Consider the following 24,949-nt stretch of genomic DNA (forward strand, 5'->3'; position numbering starts at 1 on the left):
CGGCTCTTTTCTTTCTGCTCCTTTGTCTTGCCACACTTTTGACTCCATGGGTAAGCGCGGTTTTGATAGGCGCAAATCTCCCTTTACGGCATAGTGGTCGTACCAAGTACAAGGAGAGACTCATGTTCCTGCTGACCCTGGGGGTTGCGCTGTTTACCCTGATCCATCTCTACCCCTGTTTTGCAGTTGCCAATCGGGCGCGACTGCGCGAGCGGCTGGGTGAGAATCGCTACAAGGGGCTCTTCTCCCTGCTGGTGTTTGTCGCCATCGCCTGCATCATTGCCGGTTGGCGGTCGGCCAGCTCGCTGCCGCTCTACTTCCTGCCGGAGTGGGGGCCGATGACCATGACGGTGATGATGCCCTTTGTGCTGATCCTGTTCTTCTCCGGCCAGGGGTCCAACCATCTGCGCCGTTGGCTGGTGCATCCCCAACTGCTCGGTACCCTGCTCTGGGCGGTGGCCCATCTGCTGGTCAACAGCGAGGCGCGATCTTTGGTGCTGTTTGGCGGTATCGGGCTGTGGGCGCTGGTGAGCATGGTCTGGATTTCGGTGCGGGATTGGCAGCGATATCCCCGTCCTGCGGCCAACTGGACGGGCACCGGCATCAGCGTCGGGGCGGGCCTGGTTGCCACCGCGCTGCTGGTGTTCTGGGGCCACGGCTGGCTGACCGGCATTCCATTGCATTGAGAGTGAACTGCGGCTCTGGTAACCGCGTATGATGGACAAAACAAAAGGAGTCTTGGCGATGAAATGGTTCACTCTGTTGCTGTTATTGGGGGCCGGCGCGGCCTCTGCGGCGTGCCCCGATTATTTCAATGTGGAGATGCGGGAGCTCAACAATGCCCAGCGCCACAACCTCTGTCAGCTGACCGAGGGCAAGGTGGTACTGGTGGTCAATACCGCCTCCTACTGCGGCTACAGCGGTCAGTTTCGCGATCTGGAGAAGCTCTACCAGAGCTACAAGGATAAAGGGCTGATTATTCTGGGTTTCCCCTCCAACGATTTCTGGCAGGAGGCGGGCAACGAGACCAAGACCGCCGAGGTGTGTCGCCGCGACTATGGCGTCACCTTCCCGATGTTCAATCGGGTAGCGGTGCGGGGCTCCGATGCTGTGCCACTGTTCAAGGGGCTGGCGGCGGCCGCTGATGGGGATGAGCCGAACTGGAACTTCCACAAGTATCTGGTGGGGCGCGATGGCAGGCTGATCGCCAGCTACGGTGCCAACCAGAATCCGGCTGACGACCCCCTCAAACTGCAGATCACCCGGGCGCTGGGGCTCTGACCCTACCCCTTGGCGGGCGGCTCTGGAATAATGGGCTCCCGCCACTCAATCCGGTTATCTTGTGCTGCAACGTCTTCCTCAAATGGTGATCTTCGATGCGCTGGTGCGCGAGCAGGGGATCTCTGCCGCCGCCCGTCGTCTCGGGGTCTCCAAATCTCATATCAGCAAGCAGCTGGCGCTGCTGGAGACCACCCTTGGTGCCCAGCTGGTACAGCGTACCACCCGCCGCTTCGTCCTGACCGAGCTGGGTCAGGAGTATGCCCGTCACTGCCATGCGCTGGTGGCAGTGGCGCAGGAGGCGGACTCCATGATCGCCGAGCGGCGCGGCAAGGTGAGCGGTGTGCTCCATCTCGGGGTGGGACAATCCTTCGGCCGTCTGCACGTCATTCCCCATCTCAAGGCGTTTCAGGATCGCTATCCCGAGCTGGAGCTGGAAGTCTCGCTGTTCGACCACAGAACCAATCTGGTGGATGAAGGGCTGGATCTCTGGCTCACCACCTATGAGGACAAGCCGGAAGGGCTGGTGGGGCAGCGGCTGGCCGACATTGGCTTCGTGGTGGCGGCTTCGCCGGATTACCTGCTGAGCCACGGCACGCCGCTCCATCCCAAGGATCTGTCCCAGCACAACTGCATCACTTACCAGAGTCGGGAGCGGCGCTATCACCAGTGGTCGTTTCGCCAGGGCAAGGAGCGCCAGACGGTGCAGGTTGCGGGCAACTATCGGGTGGATATGGCGGAGGCGGTGCGGGATGCGGCACTGGCCGGGCTCGGTATCGCCTATATTGCCAACTACTTGCTGGACAAGGAGTTGCAGAGCGGCAAGCTGATCCCTGTGTTGCCAGGGTGGCGACCGAACCAGCAGATGGCGGTACACGCCGTTTATGCCCGTCGCGAACATCTGGATCCCAAGATCCGTCTCTTCATCGATTTCCTCAAGGCCCGCTTTGGCCCCGAACCCTATTGGGAGCAGCGACTGGCCCCCTGGCTCGGGGGTAAATTGTCCGGCGGTGAGGAATAATTGTTTCCATATAAGAACTCTCGATTTCTCCTGATACTAAAATCGAACCAAATCAGCCAGTTGGCGCAACCGATATCGTGCAAACGTTTTTTCTAACAGGGTTGTAACCAAGCGGACTTGCAGTGACGGGGGGAGAGGCGCAGAATCCGCGCCCATCTTTTGCCCCACCTGATGGAGTCCCTATGATTGCCCTGCTCGGCATCCTGAGTATCCTGGCGCTTGCCGTCATCTGCTCTGATAATCGTCGTCGTATCCCGTTGCGAACAGTTGGCCTTGCCCTCTGCCTGCAAATCATGTTTGCCGGTCTGGTGCTCTGGTTGCCTGCTGGTCAGCACGTGCTGAACGGGGTCAGCGAGAGCGTAAGTAGCGTGATCGGTTATGGTCAGGAGGGGATCGCCTTCCTGTTCGGTGATCTGGCCAAGTTCAAGCTGGGCTTCATCTTTGCCTTCAACGTGTTGCCGGTCATCATCTTCTTCTCCGCGGTGATCGCCATCCTCTACCACATCGGCATCATGCCTCGGGTGATCGCCCTGCTGGGTGGTGGCTTGCAGAAATTGCTGGGCACCGGCCGTGCCGAGAGTCTTTCCGCGACCGCCAACATCTTCGTTGGCATGGTAGAAGCACCGCTGGTGGTCAAACCCTACCTCTCCAAGATGTCCGATTCCCAGTTCTTCGCTGTGATGAGCTGTGGTCTCGCCTCCGTCGCCGGTGGCACCCTGGTGGGCTATGCCAGCCTCGGGGTTGAGCTGAAATACCTGATCGCGGCAGCCTTCATGTCGGCCCCTGCCGGTCTGGCGATGGCCAAAATCCTGGTGCCGCCGGGAGCTGAAGAGGTCGATCACCATCAGGATGTAGAGATCCCCCGCGCCACCAACGTGATTGAAGCGGCGGCCGATGGTGCCATGTCTGGCCTCAATATTGCGGTGGCGGTCGGTGCCACCCTGCTGGCCTTCGTTGGTGTGATCGCCATGCTCAATGGCCTGCTCGGCTGGGCTGGCGGTCTGGTAGGGCTGGATCTGAGCTTCCAGATCATTCTGGGCTGGCTGTTTGCCCCCGTCTCCTGGCTGATCGGGGTACCTTGGGATCAGGCGCAAGCTGCTGGCGCTCTGATCGGTACCAAGATCGTGGTCAACGAGTTCGTCGCCTTTATCGGTCTGGTGCAGGATCAGACCCTGAGCGAGTCGAGCAAGGCCATCGTGACCTTCGCCCTGTGCGGCTTTGCCAACATCTCCTCCATGGCGATCCTGATCGGCGGTCTGGGCTCCATGGTGCCGGAGCGCAAATCCTTCATCGCCCGTTACGGTATGCGCGCCATTCTCTCCGGCGTGCTGGCGAACCTGATGAGCGCCTGTCTGGCCGGTCTGTTCCTCGCCCTGTAACCGCTGCGGTACGGAATAGATGTAACAAGGGCGCCCTGATGGCGCCCTTGTCATATGGATAAAATGAAGCCCTGGCTTTGGTCGGGGCTTCTTGTTGGTGCTCAGTCGACGTAGAAGGTCTGCTGGAAGCTGAGGTTCTGTTGCTGCCCACCGCCCATGATCTTCAGGGTGAACTGATAGGTATCTTCGTTGCGGTAGGGGAGGGTCGCCAGATAGTAGATGGCGTCGCCCTCTTTTACCTCCTGAAAGTTCAGGGTGCGGATGGTGCCGGTCAGGTTCTTGGCCTCACCGGTGATCCCCACGGCTTGCGCCACTTTCTGCTTGTCCTGTACCGCGATATTGATGATGGCGTTGTAGCGGCTGCGCTCAAGTCCATACGCCTTGGCGACCTCCGGTGTGAGGAAGCTGGAGTTGAAGGCGTTGTAGTGCACCAACCAGGGCCCCAGCTCCTTCATCTGTTCTGCCTTGAGCGGCAGGGTCATCAGCAGTGCCAGCAGGCCACTCATCCAGGCTGTTTTCATCTGTCATCCCTCTCATATCTACGGTTGGCGCAGGCAGATTCATTCAGCCTTGCGTGTCATTCAGCAGCGCACACACTTCTTGCGGCAACAGTTTGGGGCTGTCGATGGCGACGGTTTTGTGCCGCCCCAGTTCGCCCCGTACTATGGTTACCTGGCCCTTGGCCACCTTGAACTGCTTGGCCAGAAACTTGATCAGATGGCTGTTGGCCTGGCCATCGACGGGCGGCGCCGTGATGGCCACTTTCAGCTCTTCACCATGCAATCCGATGATCTGATCCCGACTCGCCTTGGGCTGGATCACCAGATGCAGTACCAGTTCATCCCCTTGTTGCAGGACGGCTGGCATCAAATCATCCACCACAGCTGGCCGAACAGGTCACCCAGCAGGTAGTTGATGGCTTGCAGGCCGATAAAGGCGACCAGCACCGAGAGATCCAGTCCGCCCAGTGCCGGCAGTACGCGACGGATAGGGGCGAGGAACGGCTCGGTCAGCTGATGCATCACGTATTCGATGGGGTTGCGGCCCTGGCTGACCCAGCTCAGGATGGCGCGGATCAGCAGTACCCAGAAGATCATCGAGCCCGCTTTCTTCAGCACGGTCAGCGCGGCAAACAGGCTGATGCTGAGCCAGTCCGCCAGCAGTACGTTCATGCTCTTGAGTAGGGCCAGCTTGGCGAAGGCGATGGCCAGAGCCAGCACCACGGAGGCGAGATCGATGCCGCCCAAGCCCGGGATCACCCGGCGCAGCGGGATCACCAGCGGATTGGTCAGCTTGACCACCATCTGGCTCATCGGGTTGTAGAAGTCGGCGCGGGCCCACTGCAGCCAGACGCGCAGCAGGATCACCATCAGGTAGAGATCGAAAACGGTGTTAATCAGAAAGTAAGCAGTGTTCATCTGGGCTCCTGTTAGAAGAGGGTTTCCATTTCGGTGGCGCGAGCAACGGCCGCCTGCATGGCTTGCGCAGTCAGCGGCATCAGCCCCTGCTGCTGGAATGTCTTGATGGCTTCGGCTGTGGTGCCGCCCTTGCTGGTCACCTGCTCACGCAGGGTCTGCAGCGCCAGCTCCGGGTTTTGCTCCACCATGGCGGCTGCGCCCAGCGCGGTCTGCTGCACCAGCAGGCGTGCCTGATCGGGCGAGAAACCCATCGCCTCCGCCTCTTCGGCGATCGCCTGCATAAAGAGGAAGAAGTAGGCCGGAGCACTGCCCGCTGAGGCGATGACGCCGTTGATGCCAGACTCCTGCTCCACCCAGAGGGTCTTGCCGACCGCCTGCATCATCTGCTCGGCAAAGTCGCGATCCGCGGCGGCAATATGCACGGGCGCGTAGAGACCGGTCATGCCCAGACCCAGCAGGGCCGGGGTATTGGGCATGGTGCGGATGATGCGGTCGTGGCCACCGGCCATCTCGCCAAGGCGCGCAACCTTGATACCGGCCGCGATGGAGATGAGCAGCTTGCCTTCAAGGGAGCCCAGCTCTTCAACCAGTGCTGCCAGCATGCCGGCCATCAACTGCGGCTTGACCGCCAGCACGATCACTTCGGCGTCACGGGCCGCCTCGGCATTACTCTGGGTGATGCGAATGCCATGTTCGCTCGCCAGCGCCTCCAGCTTGGGCAGACTGGGGTTGGCAGCAGTGATCTGCCCGGCGGGATAACCCGCCTTGACCAGTCCGGCGATGATGCTGCGGCTCATGTTGCCCGCGCCGATAAAGGCCAGCGTTCTATGCTGCATCAGATGCTCCTGTAGCACATGGGGTCGCGGTGGGGTGGGTGCTGCCTGCACCACCTGACGCCAGAATTTGGTGTTCCATCAAACGCTCCTGTTGATGAAGTCGCGGCAAGAGGCGGACGTATGGGTTATCCGCTGGCCTTGCCTATGAGTACTCACGGGCGCCGAAGATGGCGGTGCCGACCCGCACCATGGTGCTACCGTGGGCTATCGCCAGTTCAAGATCCTCGGTCATCCCCATCGAGAGGGTATCCACCGTGGGGTATTGTCGCGCAAGCTCGGTGAACAGAGTCTGCATACGGGCCATTTGGGCGGCCAATATGGTCTCGTCACTGGTGTGTTCGGGAATGGCCATCAGCCCGCGCAGCACCAGCCGCTCACTGTGAGAAACCAGTTCGGCAAGGCGGAAAATCTCTTGTTCCGACGTTCCGGATTTGCTGCTCTCTCCGCTAATATTGATTTGCAGACAAACATTTAGCGGTGCCATGCTGGCGGGACGCTGGTTGTTGAGGCGGTCGATCAGCTTGTCCCGATCCACGCTCTGCACCCAGTCAAACCGTTCGGCGACCAGTTTGGATTTGTTCGATTGCAAAGGGCCGATAAAGTGCCACTCTATGTCGCTATATTCCGGCTGCTGGCGCAATGTATCGATCTTGGCCGCTGCTTCCTGAGCGTAGGATTCGCCAAAGCAGCGCTGACCTGCAGCATGGGCAGCCATGATGGCCTCGACCGGCTTGGTCTTGCTCACGGCCAGCAGGCGGATCTGCTGCAGGTTGCGGCTAGCCCGTTCGGCGGCCTGGGCAATACGTTCCTTTACCTGAAACAGGTGCTGGGCAATCTGGTTCATATTTCGTTAGTGATCTTGTGATGGGAGAATGACAAGTCTATGGATATCACAGAGTTATTGGCTTTCAGTGTAAAGCATAAAGCCTCGGATCTACACCTCTCGGCCGGGGTTCCCCCGATGATCAGGGTTGATGGTGAGGTTCGCAAGATCAATTTGCCCGCCCTGGAACACCGGGAAGTGCATGCCCTCATTTACGACATCATGAACGACCATCAGCGCAAGGAGCTGGAGGAGAACTTCGAGGTCGACTTCTCGTTCGAGGTGCCCAATCTGGCCCGTTTCCGGGTCAACGCCTTCCAGCAGGCGCGCGGTTCGGGCGCGGTATTTCGTACCATCCCCAGCACGGTGCTGAGCCTCGAGGATCTCGATGCGCCGGAGATCTTCCGCAAGATCGCCGAGTTCCCGCGGGGTCTGGTACTGGTGACCGGCCCGACCGGTTCCGGTAAGTCGACCACCCTGGCGGCCATGGTCAACTACATCAACGATAACTTCCATCACCACATTCTCACCATCGAAGACCCCATTGAATTCGTCCACGAGAACAAGCGCTGTCTGGTGAACCAGCGGGAAGTTCACCGGGATACCAAGAGCTTCAGCAACGCCCTGCGCTCGGCCCTGCGGGAAGACCCGGACATCATTCTGGTGGGCGAGATGCGCGACCTTGAGACCATTCGTCTGGCCATGACCGCCGCCGAAACCGGCCATCTGGTGTTTGGCACCTTGCACACCTCGTCGGCGGCCAAGACCATCGACCGTATCATCGACGTCTTCCCAGGTGCGGAGAAGGACATGGTGCGTTCCATGCTCTCCGAATCCCTGCGGGCGGTCATCTCCCAGACCCTGCTCAAGCGCATTGGCGGCGGCCGGGTGGCGGCCCACGAGATCATGATGGGCATTCCGGCGGTGCGTAACCTCATCCGGGAGGACAAGATCGCCCAGCTCTACTCGGTGATCCAGACCGGGATGACCCACGGCATGCAGACCATGGATCAGAGCCTCAAGCAGCTGGTGAGCCGCGGCGTGGTGGCATCCCTCGATGCCAAGGCCAAGGCCGTTGATCCCAACAGCATTTAAGCGACTCGCACCCAGGGAGGGATAGATGATGAATCTGGATGATCTGCTGAGCGAGCTGGTCGAGCGAAAGGGATCGGATCTGTTTGTGACGGTGGGCTCGCCGCCCACCCTCAAGGTGAATGGCCATCTGGTGTCGCTGGGGGGGGAGGCGCTCGACAAGAAGGGGGCGCTGACGCTGGTCAGGGATACCCTCAGCAGCGATCACTTCGAGCGCTATATCCGCACCAAGGAGGCCAACTACGCGATCTATCGCGAGGCGCTTGGCCGTTTTCGGGTCAGCGCCTTCTGGCAGCAGGAGCTGCCTGGCATGGTGGTGCGACGTATCGAGACCCGCATTCCCACCTTTGAAGAGCTGCAGCTACCCAAGATCCTGCAAGAGGTGGCGATGGCCAAGCGGGGACTGGTGCTGTTTGTCGGCGCCACCGGGGCGGGCAAATCGACCACCCAGGCGGCGATGATCGGCTATCGCAACCAGCATGCCGATGGTCACATTCTGACGGTGGAAGATCCGGTGGAGTTCGTCCATCAGCATGGTCGCAGTCTGGTGACCCAGCGAGAGGTGGGGATCGACACCGAGTCGTTCGATGTGGCGCTGAAAAGTTCGCTGCGTCAGGCGCCGGACGTGATCCTGATCGGCGAGATCCGAAGTCAGGAGACCATGGAGTTTGCCCTGCAGTTCGCCGAGACGGGACATCTTTGTCTCGCCACTTTGCATGCCAACAATGCCAACCAGGCGCTTGATCGCATCCTCCATCTGGTGTCGCAAGACAAACACCGCCAGTTCCTGTTCGATCTCTCTTTCAACCTCAAGGCCATCGTCGCCCAGCAGCTGGTGCCGAGTATGGATGGCAAGCGGCGCTGCGCCGCGTTCGAGATCCTGCTCAATACCCCGCTCATCACCGACATTATCCGCAAGGGAGAGATGCATCGCCTCAAGGAGGTGATGACCAAATCCACCGAGCTGGGTATGCAGACCTTCGATCAAGCGCTCTTCAGCCTGTTCTGCGCCGGCCAGATTGGCTACAGTGAGGCACTCGCCCACGCCGACTCGGCCAACGACCTGCGACTGCTGATCAAACTCTCCGGTCGCGAACGGCTCGGCACAGGCACGCTGGACAATGTGACGCTGGATGAATGAATCATGGGGCCGCTCTGCCGTTCGGCCCCTCGCCATAAAGGAACGTTATGCTGATTGTGGTTTCCCCGGCCAAGACGCTGGATTACGAGTCACCGCTGGTGACACCCCGTTTCACCCAACCCGAGCTGCTGGATCACTCCGCCGAACTCATTGGCCGGGCCCGCCAACTGAGCCCTGACCAGATCGCCACTCTGATGAAGATCAGCGACAAGCTGGCCGGTCTCAATGCCGCCCGGTTTGCCGAGTGGCAGCCAGATTTCACCCCCGCCAATGCCCGTCAGGCGCTGCTGGCCTTCAAGGGGGATGTCTACACCGGTTTGGCGGTAGAGGATTTCAGCGAGGCCGATTTTGACTTCGCTCAGGCACACCTGCGGATGCTCTCCGGCCTCTACGGCGTGCTTCGCCCCCTCGACCTGATGATGCCCTATCGGCTGGAGATGGGGACCAGGCTCGACAATAGTCGCGGCAAGGATCTTTACCAGTTCTGGGGGGAGGTGATCACTCACCATCTCAACGACGCGCTGGCAGCGCAGGGGGATGAAGTGCTGATCAATCTGGCCTCCGACGAGTACTTCAAGTCGGTACGGCCCAAGAGCCTGAAAGGGCGGATTGTCACACCGGTGTTCAAGGATGAGAAGAACGGCCAGTTCAAGATCATCAGTTTCTACGCCAAGAAGGCGCGCGGCATGATGGCTCGCCACATCATCAAGCACCGTCTGACCGAGGTTGAGCAGCTGACCGGTTTCAACGCCGAGGGCTACTACTTCGTACCGGAAGAGTCGGACGCCAATACCCTGATGTTTAAACGCGCCGAAAATTAATTACAAAAAGAGGGAACCAATCTTTCGACCCGCGGGTCTGAATATGTGAATCCTCTGTTGTAAGCACTTTTTATTCGCCGACGTTTGATACGTCGGCTTTTTTATTGCCGTTTTTATTGTCCATCGATTGCCTTCGCCGGGACTATGTGGTTCAGATAGACTCAAGACAGGGAGAGAGTCGTCGCGAGGTGAATATGGAACAGAAAAATGCCATTCGGCAGGTTGCCGTCCCTTGGGCTCCGTCCCGCCAGCTACCGCCCGGTCTGGTTGTGGCCGAGCTGCATCAGGATCTCTGGAGCGACTCCCTGACCATCATGCTGGGGCGGGCGCGCAGCATCGATCTGCCCCCGCAAATCCTCTGCCGGGTCTATTTTCGCCATATCTACGCCCTGCGGGTTATCGAAGATTGCGATCTGGCCGAGGGGAAGGATAGTCACGCCATCGAAGAGCAGATCCAGCTCATCACCCCATCCCGTTTTGCCAGCTGGTTCCATCAGGAGTCGGACGGTCTGCATCTGGATGAAGATCTGCAGCACTATCGCATCTCGACCTGGGATTATTGCGCCGATGTGCTGACCTCCTCGGCGCCGGAGCTGCAATTCCTGCCCCAGAGCGAGTAGCCAGCTGTTACGTCAGAGGCGAAGGATGATCCTTCGCCTCTTGGTTTTTGGGCGGGCGCAGATTTTGTGGCGTTCAGGCCACTCAAGCCGGGTGGTGGCCTGTTGTGTCGGCACAAAAAAAGCGCCTCAGAGGAGGCGCGGGGAAAAAGACAGATTGGAAGCGTCACATGGGTGCTACTTGAATCAGCGAATGAGCCGTGCCATTCAAGTATGGAGCCATCATGCCAAGCTCAATCTGAAGTAGTTCTGAGGCGATTCTTCATTTTCTGTTCATCTTGTCAGCAAAGCGTGGCCACTGGCTGAAAGCCTTTTCATTTTGGCCACGATATTGTCCCGTCCTTCTCCGGGGCGGTCATCGTCTCATGGGGCCAGTTCGAATGCTGTGCCTGTCTGTTCCAGTGCCAGCAACCAGCGCTTGATGGGAATGCCGCCAGCATAGCCGGTCAGCTCGCCGCTGCGTCCGATCACCCGATGGCAGGGCACTATGATGCTCAGCGGATTGCGCCCATTGGCAGCGCCCACAGCCCGCACCGCCTTGGGATTGCCTATCGCCTGGGCAATCTCGAGATAGCTCACGGTCTCGCCATAGGGGATATCGCACAAAGCGTTCCATACTGTTTGCTGAAACGGAGTGCCCTTCGCTGCCATGGGCAGATCGAACTGCTGCAACTTTCCGGCGAAATAGGCGGTGAACTGGGCAAGATAGGGGGCCAGCGCTTTGTCATCCCTTTGCCAGTTAGTTTGCGGCATGACGGGCCGCTCTCCGTGCATGAACTCCACGTGGCGCAGGCCATCCTGATCGATGGCGACCAGCAGCGGGCCGCGGGCGCTGTCGCAAAAACTGTATCTCATCGGCTGACATCCTTTGGGAGTTGGGGGTTGGCTCAGTCCAGAACCGGCTTGCCGCGGGCGGATTTGATATCCCCCTTGCGCTTTTTGGCATCGACCCGTTTGCGTTGGGAGCTGCGGGTCGGCTTGGTGGCATGGCGAGCCTTGGGGCGCCAGGCTGCTTTTTTCAGCAACTCCACCAGACGGCTCATCGCCTCCTTGCGGTTCATGTCCTGGCTGCGATGGCTCTCGACCCGGATCAGGACAAAGCCATCGTGTACCCGGCTGTCGCTCAGCTTGTCGAGACCCTCCTTGTAGAGGGGCGTCAGGCTGGGAGAGTTGCGGTAATCGAAGCGCAACCAGACGGCGGAGTCGGTCTTGTTGACGTGCTGTCCACCGTTGCCCTGTGCCCGCATGGTCTGAAATTGCAGCTCATGCCAGGGAATCGTGACGCTGTTGGAGATAACTAACATGCTGTTTTGCTCTTGTTTGGTGCATACCAGCTGACCGCTGCAGCATGGTGCCTCATTATGGGGCGTGCTGGCCGGTTATGGGGATGTGCCTGGCGAATGGCGCAGGCATTAAACTCTATCTATATGAAATAAAACAATAAAAATACTTGGCATAAGAATTGAAACCCGATTCATGACACACCATGGATTGGGAGCAACCAGATGAAGCTGATTAGTGCGATTATCAAACCGTTCAAGTTGGACGATGTCCGCGAGGCTATTGCCAACCTGGGGGTGGAAGGGCTGACCGTGTCCGAGGTCAAGGGATTTGGTCGCCAGAAGGGACACACCGAATTATACCGGGGAGCCGAGTATCAGGTCGACTTCCTGCCCAAGGTGAAGCTGGAGATTGCTACCGCCGATGATAACGTGGAAGGGGTGATCGAGGCGATCTGCAAGGCGGCCTATACCGGCAAGATCGGCGACGGCAAGATTTTTGTCTACGACTTGCTGCAAGCGGTGCGCATCCGCACCGGCGAGAGTGACGACGAGGCGCTGTGATGAACCGCATCAGTGACGTACAGATCTGTTGACCTCCCGATCTCGGGGAATCCCGATGGAGTGAGCGCTTATTGAAGCCTGATCAACATAACGTTTTGCTCAGAAGAGGCCGAATGGGATTCCATCCGGCCCTTTTCATTTATGGGCGATTAAATATGTGATGTGGCGACGGCGAGCTTTCTTGATCCGCTTATAAGATGTATGCAGAATGCAAACGGAAATCGTTATCACTCTGTATAGCTAATCAAGGAATGGATGATGAAAATGAAGATGTTGGCACTGGCTTTCTCTGCGTTGGCAGCTCAGTCGGCATTGGCGGCCGGGGAAGTGAATGTCTACTCCAACCGGCAGGATGAGCTGATCAAGCCCATCATCCAGCAGTTCGAGAAGGAATCTGGCATCAAGGTGAACGTGGTGTTCGCCAAAGAGGGATTGAACGAGCGTCTGGAGCGGGAAGGCAAGCTCTCTCCGGCCGATCTGATGCTGACCGTCGACATCAGCCGTCTGACCGATCTGGTGGACAAGGGGCTGGTGCAGCCGGTGGATAGCAAGATCCTGCAGGAGAATATCCCCGCCATCTATCGTGATCCGGAGAATCGCTGGTTCGCGCTGACTACCCGGGTTCGCGCCATCTACTCCAGCAAGGATCGCCTCGGCAAGCTCGATACCATCAGCTATGAAGATCTGGCCAAACCGGAATTCAAAGGGAAAATCTGCACCCGCAGCGGCAAGCATGAGTACAATGTGGCGCTGGTCTCCTCCATGATTGCCCATCACGGCATGGCCGAGACCAAAACCTGGCTGGAAGGGGTCAAGGCCAACTTGGCGCGCAAGCCGCAGGGCAACGACCGGGATCAGGTCAAGGCGATCAAGGATGGTATCTGTGACGTGTCACTCGGCAACAGCTACTATCTGGGCGCCATGTTGAAAGATCCTGCGCAGAAGTCTTGGGCGGATGCGGTCTATATCAACTTCCCGAACCAGGCTGACCGCGGTGCCCACGTCAACGTGAGCGGCGTGGCCATGACCAAATATGCCAAGAACAAGGCCGAGGCCCAGAAGCTGATGGAGTTTCTGGCTGGCGACACCGCCCAGCACATGTATGCGGACGTGAACGCCGAATATCCGGTCAAGGCCGGAGTCGAGCCTTCCGCCATGGTCAAGTCCTGGGGCAGTTTCAAGTCTGACGCACTACCGGTCAGCGATTACGCCAAGCACCGCAAGGACGCCTTGCAGTTGCTGGATGAAGTGAAGTTCGATTTGTAATCAGATGGGGCCAACGGCCCCATCAACATCTGTGGTCTCATGAAAAATTTTGGATGGATGACCGGCAGCTGGGCCATCGCCCTGCTGCTGGGTTTACCGGTTATAGCCCTGCTTTTCTCTGCCTTCTCGGCTGAGGGGGAGCTGTTTCGCCACCTCGCCGATACCGTGTTGCTCGATTATCTCGGTAATACCCTGGGGCTGGTGGTCGGCGTGGTGCTGCTCAGTCTGCTGTTTGGCGTGCCCACCGCCTGGCTGGTGGCCATGTGTCAGGTGCCGGGGCGGCGCGCTCTGCAATGGGCGCTGATGCTGCCGATGGCGATGCCCTCTTATATCGTCGCCTACGTCTATACCGATCTGCTCGACTACTCGGGCCCGCTACAGGCCGGGTTGCGCGCACTCTTTGGCTGGAACAGTCCGGCCGATTACTGGTTTCCGGCCATTCGCTCCCTTGGCGGCGCCGCCTGGGTGCTGGCGCTGGTGCTGTTCCCCTATGTCTATCTGCTGACCCGCGCCTCTTTTCTGGAGCAGTCGGTCAGCCTGATCCACTCCAGCCGCCTGCTCGGCTGTACGCCGTGGCAGAGCTTTCGTCGCCTCAGTTTGCCGTTGGCGCGCCCCGCTATCATGGTGGCGGTATCGCTGGTAGCCATGGAGACGCTGGCCGATTTCGCCACCGTCCACTTCTTTGCCATCAACACCCTGACCACCGCGGTCTACGACACCTGGCTCGGTTACGGCAGTCTGGCCACCGCGGCCAAACTCTCCTGCCTGATGTTGCTGGCTGTGGTGCTGCTGATCGCGCTGGAGCGCCGCTCGCGCAGTCGGCAGCAGGTGTTCCAGAAGTCCATGGGCCATGAGCAGCCGCTGCGCTATCCGCTCAAGGGGATTGGCCGTTGGTTGGCCGGTCTCTGGTGCTGGGGGCTGGTGCTGGCCGGTTTCGGCCTGCCATTCGTCATCCTGCTCGATTACGGGGTGCGCTACTTCGCGTTGTCGTGGACGCCGGAGTTTGTCCGCTTTGCGGGCAACAGTCTGCTCATCTCGGCGCTGACCGCCCTGCTGGCGATGGGGATTGCCCTGCTGCTCGGCTTCTTCCGCCGTCTCGATGGTGGGATCAAGAGCCTGCTGCCCCTGCGCATCGCCGCCATGGGCTACGCCATGCCGGGGACCGTGCTGGCTATCGGGGTGCTGGTGCCGCTCACCGCCCTCGATTTTGCCATCAATGATCTGGCCGAGTGGCTCGGGCGGCAGGGCCCGGGCTTGCTGCTGACCGGTACCATCACCGCCATCGTGTTCGGTTATCTGGTGCGCTTCGTGGCCATCGCCATCGGCTCGGTGGAGAGCAGCATGGGCAAGATCTCCCCCAGTCTCGACATGGCGGCCCGCTCCCTAGGGCAGGGGGATGGCGGCATGCTGCGCCGGGTCCATCTGCCGCTGGTGCGCCGTGGTCTGTTTGCCGGTGCCATGCTGGTATTCATCGAATCCATGAAGGAGCTGCCCGCCGCCCTGCTGCTGCGGCCGTTCAACTTCGATACCCTGGCGACCCACGTCTACCAGTTCGTCTCGGACGAGATGCTGGAGCGCGGTGCGCTGGGGGCTATCGTCATCGTGCTGGTGGGGCTGTTGCCGCTGATCTGGGTCAACCGCAGTCTGGATAGTCCGGGCCACTGAGTCGCCGCGTCGGTCAATGAAATTGCATGCGGTGTGCTGAACCGAAAGGCAGTGCGCCGCCAGAAACGAGAGGAAGTCAGCCTTGTCCTGTTTGCAGGTTGAAAATGTCAGCTGCCGTTACAACGGCCGCAATGTGCTGGAGCAGCTGTCCCTGACGGTGGCAGACAACGAGATCGTCTGCCTGCTGGGAGCCAGTGGCTGCGGCAAAACCACGCTGCTCAAGGCCATCGCAGGGCTGCTGCCGTTGGCAGAGGGCACGATTCGCCTCGGCGATACCCTGCTCGACGGGCCGGGTGCCAGCGTGCCGCCCGAGGCGCGCAATATCGGGATGATCTTTCAGGATTACGCCCTCTTTCCCCACCTGACGGTGGCCGACAACGTCGGTTTCGGGCTGACCAAACTCGACCGCGGTGCCCGCCAGCAGCAGGTGGACGAGGCGCTGGCGCTGGTCAATCTGCAGGGGCTGGGGGAGCGCTATCCGCACCAGCTCTCCGGCGGCCAGCAACAACGGGTGGCCATCGCCCGGGCGCTGGTGTGCAAGCCGCGGCTGATGCTGCTGGATGAGCCCTTCTCCAACATCGATACCCAGGTGCGGATGAAGCTGATCCTCGAGATCCGCACCCTGCTCAAGCAGCAGGGGATTGGCGCCATCTTCGTCAGCCATAGCAAGGAGGAGGCGTTCGCCTTCGCCGATCGGCTGGCGCTGTTTCGCGCCGGTCACATCGAGCAGGTGGGCCAGCCTGAGCAGCTCTATCGCCGCCCGCAAAACCGCTTCGTGGCGGAGTTTCTCGGCGGGGTCAACTATCTGGCTGCCGAGGTGGTGGACAGCCACTGCGTGCAGACGGCGCTCGGGGTCATTTGTGGCAGCGAGCCTCATGGCCGCGCGGTGGGCGAGCAGTTGCAGCTGATGCTCAGACCCCAGCAACTGCTGCTGGAGAACGCCGCAGATGGCGAGCTCAAGGTGGTGGAGCAGCAGTTCCTCGGCCACCACTGCCGGGTGCTGTTCGAGTGTGGCGATCTGCAGCTGGAGGCGAGCATTGGCGAGCCCCTTGATGGGATGCGGGCACGGATCAAGGTCGCCCCCCATGGGCTGGTGTTGTTTGACCCTTTGCCCTGAACGCGTGATATCGTCGTGAAATCAAAGAACTGGATCCACTCTGGTTTATAATCGCGCAACGCAAATAGCCCGTAACGCTAACGCCTACTCAGGGGAGAGATATATGAAAGCCCAAGCCGGGATCTGCGCAGAGCCGAATCTGCACGCCCTCTATCTGATGTTCAATCGCACAGGCGATGCCGCCGAGCTGGTCGGCCGTCTGGCCAAACTGCCCGCCTTGTGGCAGGCGGTCGCCGCCGATTTCCCTGATGCCGGTTTCAGCGGTCTGGTTGCTGTTGGCGCCGACGCCTGGGATGGTCTCTACCCTGCCGCCCGTCCGCCCCAGTTCCGCAGCTCTATGGCGCAATCCGCCAACGGTCAGGAAGCCCCCAACACCCCGTTTGATCTCTTTATTCAGCTGCGCGCCGATCGGGTGGATGTGCTGCATCACGCCGGTCACCGAGTGATGGCACTGCTGGCCGGACTGGTCGAGCTGGCCGAAGAGGTGCGCGGCTTCCGCAATCTGGATTGCCGCGACCTGACCGGTTTCGTCGATGGCACCGAGAACCCGCAGGATGAACACCGTGCCGAAGTGGCGTTGCTGGCCGATGGCGAGTTTGCCGGTGGCTCCTACATTCACGTCCAGCGCTGGGTACACGCCATGAGTGACTGGGAGAAGCTGGCGCAAAAAGAGCAGGAAGACATTATCGGTCGCACCAAGCCCGACAACATCGAGTATGAATCTGCCGCCAAGCCGCTGACCGCCCACATCAAGCGGGTCAACCTCAAGACCCCGAAAGGGGAGTCCATGGAGATCCTGCGCCAGAGCATGCCCTGGGGCACTATGACCGAGCAGGGACTCTACTTCATCTCCTGCTGCCGCACTCCGCAGCACTTCAACGCCATGCTGGCCAGCATGTACAAGGGGGAGAGCAGCCACTTCGATCACCTGTTGCGCTTTACCAAGGCAGTGACCGGCGCGGCTTTCTTCGCACCATCGGAAGGTTTTCTGATGGCGCAGGGTAAATAAGCCCGCCTGACGAAGCTGCAGAAAACAAAAATCCCGGCCTTGGCCGGGATTTTTCGTTCTGGCGTGACCGCTATGATGCGGTGACGGCCATTACGGCGTCTGTTCGAACAGCTCGAGTGCGGAGAGGTAGAGCTCTTCGATATCGGTGTCGCTGGTCGGGGTGATGAAGATAGTGTCATCACCGGCGATGGTGCCGAGGATCCCCTCTGCCTTGCCGAGGGAGTCGAGCAGGCGGGCGATCAGCTGGGCTGCACCCGGGCTGGTGTGGATCACCACCAGTGCGCCGTTGTGATCGACGTCCAGTACCAGATTCTTGAGCGGGCTGGAGGTGGTGGGCACGCCCAGTTCCACCGGCAGGCAGTAGACCATCTCCATCTTGGCATTGCGAGTGCGAACGGCGCCGAAGCGGCTCAGCATGCGCGATACCTTGGACTGGTTGATGTTCTCGAAGCCCAGCTCTTGCAGGGCGGTGACGATTTCTGCCTGGGAGCCAAAGCGCTCTTCTTTCAGCAAGGCTTTAAAGGCCTTGGCCAGTTTTTCTTGCTTGTCGTTGTGTTTCATCTTGGTCTCACGAATGAGGAGGTGTGGCGGCCTGTGCGATACAGGCGGCAGATACGAACAGCGGGGCCATTTTGCATTCATATGCCGTTTTTTGCAAGGAAGCGGCGCTTGTTCTGCATATTGATTCAAAAATGGCTTGCATCAACCTTTATTAGGGATAGAATCGGGATGAAATTTTGAAAACTTATTCAATTGGGCTGTATGGGTATTGAATTAATAGGTATCGAGAAGTCCTGGCACAAGGTGCCGGTTCTGCAACAGGTCAGCTTTCGGACATCCCCCGGTGAAACCTTGGTGTTGCTGGGCCCGAGCGGTGCTGGCAAGAGTTCCCTGCTACGGATGATGAACCTGCTGGATACCCCGGATGCGGGTGTTCTGCGGATTGGCGAAAGTGAATTTTCTTTCCCGAACTCTCTCTCTGCTGCCGAATTCAACCGCCAGTCCCAACTGCTGCGTCGCAAGGTGGGGATGGTGTTCCAGCAGTACAATCTCTGGCCACATCTCACTGTGATGGAGAATCTGATTGAAGCGCCGGTCAAGGTGCTCGGCATGAGCAAGGAGGCTGCCATCGAGAAGGGGGCCTACCTGCTGGCCCAGCTGCAACTGGCCGACAAACGCGATGCCTGGCCGGCACGTCTCTCCGGCGGTCAGCAGCAGCGGGTGGCCATTGCCCGTACCCTGATGATGGACCCGGAAGTGCTGCTGTTTGACGAGCCGACTGCTGCCCTCGATCCCGAGATCACCAAGGAGGTGGCCGAGATCATCCGCAACCTGAGCCAGACCGGCATTACCCAGGTGGTGGTGACCCACGAGGTCGACTTTGCCCGCAAGGTGGCCAGTCAGGTGATTTATCTGGAGAAGGGGCGGATCATCGAATCCGGCACCGCTGCCATTTTCCAATCCCCGCAAACCAGCCGGTTTGCCGAATTCTTGATGCATTGATATTGAATCGATAAGGAAGCTGTCATGAAAAAGAGTCTGTTGTTGGTTGCTGCCATGGGCCTGTTGAGTACCTCCGTCATGGCCAAAGAGATCAAGTTCGCCACCGAGGCCACCTACGCGCCGTTCGAATACCTGGATGACAAGAACGAGTTTCAGGGTTTTGACATCGATCTGGCGCGCGCCATCTGCGAGCAGGCCAAGCTGGAGTGCAGCTTCCACAACCAGGCCTTTGACAGCCTGATCCCCAGCCTCAAATTCCGTCGCTATGATGCCGCCATTGCCGCCATGGACGTGACCCCGGAGCGCTCCGCTCAGGTCGATTTCTCCGACATCTATTACGAGAACTCGGCAGTATTCGTCGCCAAGAAAGGGGCCTTCAAGGGGCCGGAAGAGATGGTCGACAAGACAGTCGGTGTGCAGAACGGTACCTCTCACCAGTCCTATCTGGTGGATAACTGGGTGAGCAAGGGTCTGCTGACCGTGCCGTACGCCAGCTACCAGAGCGCCTTCCTCGACATGATGAATGGCCGTACCGACGGTGTGTTTGCTGATACCGCTGTCGCAGCCGACTGGCTGAAGCAGCACAAGGAGTATGCGGTGGTGGGTGCACCGGTGACGGATGCCAAGTACTTCGGTACCGGCTTTGGCATCGCGGTCGCCAAGGGCAATCAGGAGCTGCTGACCCAGCTGAACAAGGGGCTGGCCGAGATCAAGGCCAACGGCACCTATCAGAAAATCTTCGACAAATACTTCGCGCAGTAAGCCATGTTGAGCCTGTTGTTGGATGCAGCCTGGATGACCCTCGGGCTGGCCCTGGCATCACTGGTCGGGGGCATGGTATTGGCACTGGCGTTCAGTGCCGCCGAGCTCAGCAAGCAGCGTGCGCTGGTGTGGCCGGTGGCCACCCTGACCACGCTGATCCGTGGCCTGCCCGAGTTGCTGGTGGTGCTGTTCATCTACTTCGGCTCGACCCAGGTGTTGTTCCTCATCACTGGCGAGTATGTGGAGTTCAGCCCGTTTGCCTGTGGCGTGCTGGCGCTCTCCCTGCTGTTCGCCAGCTATGCGACCCAGACCCTGCGGGCGGCGCTCAATGCGGTGCCTTCAGGTCAACGGCTGGCGGCTCTGGCGCTGGGGCTTGGCAAGAGCCACATCTTCTTTCGCATCGTGTTGCCGCAGGCGTGGCGCCACGCCTTGCCGGGCCTCGGCAACCAGTGGCTGGTGCTGCTGAAAGATACCGCGCTGGTGTCGCTTATCGGGGTGAACGAGATGATGCGTCAGGCGCAGATGGCCTCGGCCAGTACCTATGAGCCTTTCACCTGGTATGCCGCCGCCGCCCTCATCTATCTGGCCATCAGTCTGGTGAGTGAATATGGCCTCGGGCTGGCTGCCCGCTACACCCGCCGCTACGGAGGCTAACTGATGCAAGAGTATCTCGTTACGTTGCTGGGCGGTCTGGTCACCACGCTGGAGCTGACCCTGTTCAGCCTGCTGCTGGGGATTGTGTTGGCAGCCCTGATGACCTGGGTGTTGGAGCTGCGCCTGCCGGTGGCGACCCAGCTGGTGCAGCTGTGGGTGCTGCTCTTTACCGGCACGCCGCTGCTCATTCAGATCTTCCTGATTTACTACGGGCCGGGCCAGTTCGAGTGGCTGAAAGCCAGCCCGCTCTGGCCGCTGCTCAAGCAGCCCTGGTTCTGCGCCGTGCTGGCGCTGGGTCTCAACACGGCGGCCTACTCCACCCGGTTGTTCAAGGGGGCGCTCGATGCCATCCCGGCCGGTGAGGTGGAGGCGTGTCGTGCGCTTGGCTTTAACGGCCGCCAGACCTTGTGGATGAAGGTGCGCCATGCCGCCCGTCATCTGGTGCCTGCCTACTCCAACGAGGTGATCCTGGTGCTCAAGGGGAGCTCCCTCGCCAGTACCATCACCATCATGGACATCATGGGGCTGGCGCAGGGGTTGAATGCCCAGACCTACGATACCCTGGCGGTGTTCGGGGTGGCTGGCGGGCTTTATCTGGCGATGAACGGATTGTTAACAATTGGTTTTCGCTGGTGTGAAAAACGGGCGCTGGCATTTCAATCCTGAGACCTTCAGATCTACCTCTTTATGGTAAGGAGAAGTGCAGAAAAACTGTGCTTCTCCTCCAACTTTTTGTATTTCCCTCCAATTTTTGCTCCCGCATGTTTCGTGGCTCACAGAACCCGTGACTGCAACTGTTATCAGATTGTTTTTTATGGGGGGATCCATTAAGGTTGGGCGCACAACAACAAACAACCTTAAACCTACGCTTAAACATGGAGTTGATCATGAAAGTTGCCGTTCTGGGTGCCGCTGGTGGCATCGGTCAAGCCCTCGCTCTGCTGTTGAAAAACCGTCTGCCGGCTGGCTCCGAGCTGAGCCTGTATGACATCGCCCCGGTTACTCCGGGTGTGGCCGTTGACCTCAGTCATATTCCTACCGACGTCGCCATCAAGGGCTTCTGCGGTGAAGATCCGACTCCTGCGCTGGTTGGGGCCGATGTGGTGCTGATCTCCGCCGGTGTGGCACGCAAGCCGGGGATGGATCGCTCCGACCTGTTCAATATCAACGCCGGTATCGTCAAGAATCTGGTCGAGAAGTGCGCGGCCACTTGCCCGAAAGCACTGATCGGCATCATCACCAACCCGGTCAACACCACTGTGGCCATCGCCGCCGAAGTGCTGAAGAAAGCCGGTGTCTATGACAAGCGTCGCCTGTTCGGTGTCACCACTCTGGACGTGATCCGCGCCGAGACCTTCGTGGCCGCCGCCAAAGGGTTGAACATCGACAAGGTTCGCGTCAATGTGATCGGTGGTCACAGTGGCGTTACCATTCTGCCGCTGCTCTCCCAGATTGAAGGCGCCTCCTTCACTGCTGAAGAAGTGGCTGCCATGACCAAGCGCATCCAGAATGCCGGTACCGAAGTGGTAGAAGCCAAGGCCGGTGGCGGTTCCGCCACCCTCTCCATGGGTCAGGCGGCTTGCCGTTTCGGTCTCTCCCTCATCAAGGGTCTGCAGGGCGAAGCCAACGTTGTCGAGTGCGCCTACGTGGAAGGCAACGGCGAGCACGCCACCTTCTTCGCGCAACCGGTACTGCTGGGCAAGAATGGCGTCGAAACCGTACTGGATTACGGCAAGCTGAGCGCCTTCGAGCAGGAAGCGATGGAAGGCATGCTGGCTACCCTGAAAGCCGATATCCAGCTGGGTGTCGATTTCGTCAAGTAAGCGGGTCAACCGTGCCAACAAGGGAGCTTCGGCTCCCTTTTGTATTGATGAGATCCGCCCGGCAGGCTAAGGGGATGGGGCTTGATGCCGATAACAGAGTGCAGCAGGAGATCCTTATGATGAAACCCCTTACCCTTCTCGTTCTTGTCGGTGCATTCACCGCGCCACTCTATGGTGCCGATGCGGTATCGGCTGCCGTATCAAGCAATGCGCCTGCAGCAAGTGCATCGGCACCGACCGCAAGCAGCGCTGCGGTGGCAACGGCCCCTGTCTCTGCTACGCCTGCGCCCTCTGAGGCCGTCCCCGTCTTGCTTCCGGCTGAGCCAGTCACGCCCGTTGCCAGCAGTGGCGAGGGGGCCGCGCCGCTGCCAAAACCGGCTGAACCTGCCGCTGTGGTTGCGCCTCCCGCACCTCTGGCCGCTGGCGAGTTGCAGGCGGTGCCGCTCTATCGTCAGGACGAGCTGCTCAACTGGATTGAGCAGGGGCGCCACCTCACTCAGGTGAAGCAGGATCGCTGTCAGCTGACTCAGGATATCGAAGCGCGCGCCTCGGTGATGAAGATCCCGGCCTATCAGTTCCTCTGGGGGGATATGCTGGCGTGGGGGGTTTGTACCAAACCCAATGCCGAGCTCGGGGTGCAATATATGTGGGAGGCGGCCAATCAGGGGTTGGCGCCGGCGCTGGAGCAGCTGGGTCGCTACTACTGGAAAGGAACTTTGGTGCAGAAGGATTTGGTGCGAGCCGAGACCCTGATGCGCGAGGCAGCCAGCCTCGGTTTTCTGCGGGCTCGCATCGAGTGGGTCGAGATGCTGTTGCAGGGGATGGGCAGTCCGCTCGATTATGAGGACGCCTATCGCTGGCTCCATGGTTCCGTCATCGGTGACAAGGCGCTACACCAGAAGGCGGCGAGTTTGCTCAACCGTCTTGGCAACAGGATGCCGGCCAACGTGGTGGCCCGCGCCAAGGCAATGCACTGATCCAAAAAAATGACCCACAGGTCTGCACCTGTGGGTCCGGTTCCAGCCGCCGTGCCATGACAGGCCGGAACCTCCCTCTGTTATATGGCTGCCCGCGCCTTAGAGATCTTGGTGGGGGCCAAAAACTTCGTAATGGAGCTGCCCCGCTGGTACCCCGGCAGCCAGCAGCTGCCGCTTGATCTCCTGCATGAAGCCGACAGGGCCACAGAAGTAGTAGTGGGCCTCTGGCGTGATGCGTTCCTTCATGGCAGTCAGATCCATGGTGCCGGCCAGGTCGTAATCTTCACCCTGTACATCGCTGGCCTCCGGCTCCCGATACCAGATCCGGCTCAGCAAGTTGGGATGCTGGCGGGATTTTTGCTGAATATCCTCCCGGAAGGCGTGTACAGCGCCCTGTTCGCAGGCGTGCAGCCAGGTGACATCAGCCTGATGGCCGTTCGCCAGCAGCTGGTTGAGCATGCTCATCATCGGCGTCACGCCGACACCGGCTGAGAGCAGTACCACCGGGGTCTGGCTGTCGGCTTTCAGGTAGAAATCGCCGGTAGGGGGCATCACCTCGATCTTGTCACCCGCCTGCAGGTGATCGTGCAGCAGGTTGGAGACCTGACCCTGCGGCTCACGCTTGACGCTGATGCGGTAATCCTGCCCGTTGGGGGCATCGGAGAGGGAGTATTGGCGGATCTCCTGATATTCCAGCTCGGGGTGAACCAGCTTGATGCTGAGGTATTGGCCTGGTTTGAAGGCCAACACTGGCTTACCATCTTCCGGTGCCAGCAGGAAGGAGGTGATGAGGGCGCTCTCGGCTCGCTTCTCCTTGATGATGAAGGTGCGGGTACCTTGCCAGCCGCCATCCTGGCTTGCCTTCTCCTGATAGATCTCCTGCTCGCGGCCGATGAAGATGTCGGCCAGCACGCCATACGCCTTGCCCCATGCCTCCAGCACTTCGTCGGTGACCGCACTTCCGCCCAATTCTTTGAGCGTGGCCAAGAGATGACTACCTACAATGTGATATTGTTCCGGCTGGATCAGGAATCCGGTATGTTTGTGCGCAATCCGCTCGACTGCACCGGCGAGTGCCCCCAGATTGTCAATATTCTTGGCATACGCGGCGACTGCATTGAACAGGGCCAGCGGCTGGCCGCCACTGCGTTGATGGGCCAGGTTGAAGATATCTTTCAGCTCCGGGTTATGGCTGAACATCCGTTGGTAGAAGTGCTGGGTGAGGGCAGGGCCTGCCGATTCGAGCAGCGGAATAGTGCTTTTGATGACGGCAACGGTGGTTTGATCTAGCATAGGGGCCTCGTTCTAATTGAACATATAAAATGTCATTTAATAAGTGGCATCCTAGATGTTTATTTGATTTGAATCAATACTCCACTTTTCGCATCGCGCTAATCAGGTTTTATGAGACTAACCAGTTATACAGATTTTGGATTGAGAGCCCTGCTCTATCTTGCCACCCTGCCGGAAGGGGAGTTGTCGAGCGTTGCCAAGGTATCGGCCCTGTATGGCGTTTCCCGCAACCACATGGTGAAGGTGGTCAATCAGCTGGTGAAGCTGGGCTATCTGCAATCCCAGCGTGGCAAGAATGGCGGTATTCGCATGGCTTGCGATCCCGCTACCATCAATATCGGGCAGGTGATCAGGGCGCTGGAAGGCAATCTGGACGGTATTGACTGCGGCTCGCCCGCTTGTCACATCGTCTCTGTCTGTCTGCTCAAGAGTGCGCTGAAAGAGGCGATGGATGCGTTTCTGGCGGTGATGGACAGCTATACGCTGCAAGACCTGCTGGCCAACCGCGACGAGTTGCAACGGGTGTTTGGCGAGTTGATCCCGACGCTGGTGCTGGAGCCGGATGATGAGGATGAGCAATGACGATGAGCAATAGAAAAGGGCTGCCACT

Annotated in this window: 29 protein-coding genes; 20 read left to right on the top strand and 9 right to left on the bottom strand. The window is 59.5% G+C overall.

Going from position 1 to position 24,949, the window contains the following annotated elements; all coding sequences use genetic code 11:
• The first annotated feature begins 122 nt into the window (after window positions 1–122).
• The 4 genes from AB5Y73_RS19095 to AB5Y73_RS19110 all read left to right on the top strand — a co-directional run bounded on the left by AB5Y73_RS19095 (window position 123) and on the right by AB5Y73_RS19110 (window position 3,678).
• The gene (locus AB5Y73_RS19095; RefSeq protein ID WP_279499324.1) at window positions 123–686 is read left to right on the top strand and encodes an NnrU family protein; all 564 of its coding nucleotides are present in this window, start codon (window positions 123–125) and stop codon (window positions 684–686) included.
• A 58-nt stretch (window positions 687–744) separates the two neighbouring features.
• Complete coding sequence (locus tag AB5Y73_RS19100; RefSeq protein ID WP_279499323.1) at window positions 745–1,281, top strand: glutathione peroxidase; 537 nt, start codon at window positions 745–747, stop codon at window positions 1,279–1,281.
• 82 nt (window positions 1,282–1,363) lie between these two features.
• Window positions 1,364–2,299 (top strand): LysR family transcriptional regulator, encoded by a 936-nt coding sequence (locus AB5Y73_RS19105; protein ID WP_162895473.1) that lies wholly within the window; start codon window positions 1,364–1,366, stop codon window positions 2,297–2,299.
• A gap of 182 nt (window positions 2,300–2,481) precedes the next feature.
• Window positions 2,482–3,678, top strand: coding sequence for a NupC/NupG family nucleoside CNT transporter (locus AB5Y73_RS19110; RefSeq protein WP_005348874.1), 1,197 nt, complete (start codon window positions 2,482–2,484; stop codon window positions 3,676–3,678).
• 101 nt (window positions 3,679–3,779) lie between these two features.
• On the opposite strand, the gene AB5Y73_RS19115 is transcribed toward AB5Y73_RS19110, so the two are convergent.
• The 5 genes from AB5Y73_RS19115 to AB5Y73_RS19135 all read right to left on the bottom strand — a co-directional run bounded on the left by AB5Y73_RS19115 (window position 3,780) and on the right by AB5Y73_RS19135 (window position 6,776).
• Window positions 3,780–4,199, bottom strand: a complete 420-nt coding sequence (locus AB5Y73_RS19115) for a DUF4426 domain-containing protein (RefSeq protein WP_005340339.1) — start codon at window positions 4,197–4,199, stop codon at window positions 3,780–3,782.
• 43 nt (window positions 4,200–4,242) lie between these two features.
• The gene (gene yggU, locus AB5Y73_RS19120; protein WP_107683808.1) at window positions 4,243–4,545 is read right to left on the bottom strand and encodes a DUF167 family protein YggU; all 303 of its coding nucleotides are present in this window, start codon (window positions 4,543–4,545) and stop codon (window positions 4,243–4,245) included.
• On the bottom strand, window positions 4,545–5,096 hold the full coding sequence (locus AB5Y73_RS19125) for a YggT family protein (RefSeq protein ID WP_047436998.1): 552 nt from the start codon (window positions 5,094–5,096) through the stop codon (window positions 4,545–4,547). The genes yggU and AB5Y73_RS19125 overlap by 1 nt, the downstream gene beginning before the upstream one ends.
• Window positions 5,097–5,107: 11 nt before the next feature.
• A complete protein-coding gene (gene proC, locus AB5Y73_RS19130) occupies window positions 5,108–5,932 on the bottom strand; it encodes a pyrroline-5-carboxylate reductase (protein WP_107683807.1) in 825 nt (274 codons plus the stop codon).
• A 142-nt stretch (window positions 5,933–6,074) separates the two neighbouring features.
• Entirely contained in the window at window positions 6,075–6,776 is a 702-nt protein-coding gene (locus tag AB5Y73_RS19135; RefSeq protein ID WP_118854299.1) for a YggS family pyridoxal phosphate-dependent enzyme, read from the bottom strand.
• A gap of 39 nt (window positions 6,777–6,815) precedes the next feature.
• Here AB5Y73_RS19135 and tapT point away from each other — a divergent pair, with 39 nt between their 5' ends.
• The 4 genes from tapT to AB5Y73_RS19155 all read left to right on the top strand — a co-directional run bounded on the left by tapT (window position 6,816) and on the right by AB5Y73_RS19155 (window position 10,429).
• The gene (gene tapT / locus AB5Y73_RS19140) at window positions 6,816–7,850 is read left to right on the top strand and encodes a type IVa pilus ATPase TapT (protein ID WP_107683805.1); all 1,035 of its coding nucleotides are present in this window, start codon (window positions 6,816–6,818) and stop codon (window positions 7,848–7,850) included.
• A 28-nt stretch (window positions 7,851–7,878) separates the two neighbouring features.
• Window positions 7,879–8,988 carry a type IVa pilus ATPase TapU gene (gene tapU, locus AB5Y73_RS19145; RefSeq protein ID WP_107683852.1) on the top strand — a complete coding sequence of 370 codons (1,110 nt, stop codon included), beginning with the start codon at window positions 7,879–7,881 and terminating at the stop codon, window positions 8,986–8,988.
• Window positions 8,989–9,035: 47 nt separating this feature from the next.
• On the top strand, window positions 9,036–9,809 hold the full coding sequence (yaaA, locus tag AB5Y73_RS19150; protein WP_107683804.1) for a peroxide stress protein YaaA: 774 nt from the start codon (window positions 9,036–9,038) through the stop codon (window positions 9,807–9,809).
• Window positions 9,810–10,003: 194 nt separating this feature from the next.
• Entirely contained in the window at window positions 10,004–10,429 is a 426-nt protein-coding gene (locus AB5Y73_RS19155) for a hypothetical protein (protein WP_005340360.1), read from the top strand.
• A gap of 360 nt (window positions 10,430–10,789) precedes the next feature.
• Here AB5Y73_RS19155 and AB5Y73_RS19160 read toward each other — a convergent pair whose 3' ends face one another.
• Window positions 10,790–11,281: a methylated-DNA--[protein]-cysteine S-methyltransferase gene (locus AB5Y73_RS19160; RefSeq protein ID WP_107683803.1), complete on the bottom strand. Its 492-nt coding sequence runs from the start codon at window positions 11,279–11,281 to the stop codon at window positions 10,790–10,792.
• Window positions 11,282–11,313: 32 nt separating this feature from the next.
• On the bottom strand, window positions 11,314–11,730 hold the full coding sequence (gene arfB / locus AB5Y73_RS19165; RefSeq protein ID WP_019445599.1) for an alternative ribosome rescue aminoacyl-tRNA hydrolase ArfB: 417 nt from the start codon (window positions 11,728–11,730) through the stop codon (window positions 11,314–11,316).
• A gap of 201 nt (window positions 11,731–11,931) precedes the next feature.
• On the opposite strand from arfB, the gene glnK reads away from it, so the two are divergent.
• From glnK to AB5Y73_RS19190, 5 genes are all read left to right on the top strand, one after another.
• The gene (gene glnK / locus AB5Y73_RS19170) at window positions 11,932–12,270 is read left to right on the top strand and encodes a P-II family nitrogen regulator (RefSeq protein WP_005341406.1); all 339 of its coding nucleotides are present in this window, start codon (window positions 11,932–11,934) and stop codon (window positions 12,268–12,270) included.
• A 258-nt stretch (window positions 12,271–12,528) separates the two neighbouring features.
• Entirely contained in the window at window positions 12,529–13,536 is a 1,008-nt protein-coding gene (locus AB5Y73_RS19175; protein WP_005340374.1) for a Fe(3+) ABC transporter substrate-binding protein, read from the top strand.
• 39 nt (window positions 13,537–13,575) lie between these two features.
• Window positions 13,576–15,201: an iron ABC transporter permease gene (locus AB5Y73_RS19180; RefSeq protein ID WP_107683802.1), complete on the top strand. Its 1,626-nt coding sequence runs from the start codon at window positions 13,576–13,578 to the stop codon at window positions 15,199–15,201.
• Window positions 15,202–15,283: 82 nt separating this feature from the next.
• A complete protein-coding gene (locus AB5Y73_RS19185; RefSeq protein ID WP_107683801.1) occupies window positions 15,284–16,318 on the top strand; it encodes an ABC transporter ATP-binding protein in 1,035 nt (344 codons plus the stop codon).
• 103 nt (window positions 16,319–16,421) lie between these two features.
• On the top strand, window positions 16,422–17,327 hold the full coding sequence (locus AB5Y73_RS19190) for a Dyp-type peroxidase (protein ID WP_107683800.1): 906 nt from the start codon (window positions 16,422–16,424) through the stop codon (window positions 17,325–17,327).
• 90 nt (window positions 17,328–17,417) lie between these two features.
• Here the strand turns inward: AB5Y73_RS19190 and argR are convergent, their stop codons facing one another.
• Complete coding sequence (argR, locus tag AB5Y73_RS19195) at window positions 17,418–17,888, bottom strand: transcriptional regulator ArgR (protein WP_005340378.1); 471 nt, start codon at window positions 17,886–17,888, stop codon at window positions 17,418–17,420.
• A 201-nt stretch (window positions 17,889–18,089) separates the two neighbouring features.
• Between argR and AB5Y73_RS19200 the strand changes: the two genes are divergently transcribed.
• The 6 genes from AB5Y73_RS19200 (at window position 18,090) to AB5Y73_RS19225 (ending at window position 23,046) form a co-directional block, all read left to right on the top strand.
• The gene (locus AB5Y73_RS19200) at window positions 18,090–18,830 is read left to right on the top strand and encodes an ATP-binding cassette domain-containing protein (RefSeq protein WP_005357971.1); all 741 of its coding nucleotides are present in this window, start codon (window positions 18,090–18,092) and stop codon (window positions 18,828–18,830) included.
• Window positions 18,831–18,854: 24 nt separating this feature from the next.
• A complete protein-coding gene (locus AB5Y73_RS19205) occupies window positions 18,855–19,592 on the top strand; it encodes a transporter substrate-binding domain-containing protein (RefSeq protein ID WP_019445594.1) in 738 nt (245 codons plus the stop codon).
• A 3-nt stretch (window positions 19,593–19,595) separates the two neighbouring features.
• The gene (gene artQ / locus AB5Y73_RS19210; protein ID WP_033114055.1) at window positions 19,596–20,246 is read left to right on the top strand and encodes an arginine ABC transporter permease ArtQ; all 651 of its coding nucleotides are present in this window, start codon (window positions 19,596–19,598) and stop codon (window positions 20,244–20,246) included.
• A gap of 3 nt (window positions 20,247–20,249) precedes the next feature.
• On the top strand, window positions 20,250–20,912 hold the full coding sequence (gene artM / locus AB5Y73_RS19215) for an arginine ABC transporter permease ArtM (RefSeq protein WP_005348902.1): 663 nt from the start codon (window positions 20,250–20,252) through the stop codon (window positions 20,910–20,912).
• Window positions 20,913–21,133: 221 nt separating this feature from the next.
• Window positions 21,134–22,069, top strand: coding sequence for a malate dehydrogenase (gene mdh, locus AB5Y73_RS19220; protein WP_005340384.1), 936 nt, complete (start codon window positions 21,134–21,136; stop codon window positions 22,067–22,069).
• 392 nt (window positions 22,070–22,461) lie between these two features.
• Window positions 22,462–23,046 (top strand): tetratricopeptide repeat protein, encoded by a 585-nt coding sequence (locus AB5Y73_RS19225; RefSeq protein ID WP_041202422.1) that lies wholly within the window; start codon window positions 22,462–22,464, stop codon window positions 23,044–23,046.
• Window positions 23,047–23,145: 99 nt separating this feature from the next.
• Here AB5Y73_RS19225 and hmpA read toward each other — a convergent pair whose 3' ends face one another.
• The gene (gene hmpA, locus AB5Y73_RS19230) at window positions 23,146–24,339 is read right to left on the bottom strand and encodes an NO-inducible flavohemoprotein (RefSeq protein WP_107683799.1); all 1,194 of its coding nucleotides are present in this window, start codon (window positions 24,337–24,339) and stop codon (window positions 23,146–23,148) included.
• A 111-nt stretch (window positions 24,340–24,450) separates the two neighbouring features.
• On the opposite strand from hmpA, the gene AB5Y73_RS19235 reads away from it, so the two are divergent.
• Window positions 24,451–24,921, top strand: a complete 471-nt coding sequence (locus AB5Y73_RS19235) for an Rrf2 family transcriptional regulator (RefSeq protein WP_005340388.1) — start codon at window positions 24,451–24,453, stop codon at window positions 24,919–24,921.
• The last annotated feature ends 28 nt before the right edge of the window (window positions 24,922–24,949 follow it).

Source organism: Aeromonas sp. s7(2024) (assembly GCF_040907825.1).
GTDB lineage: Bacteria > Pseudomonadota > Gammaproteobacteria > Enterobacterales > Aeromonadaceae > Aeromonas > Aeromonas veronii.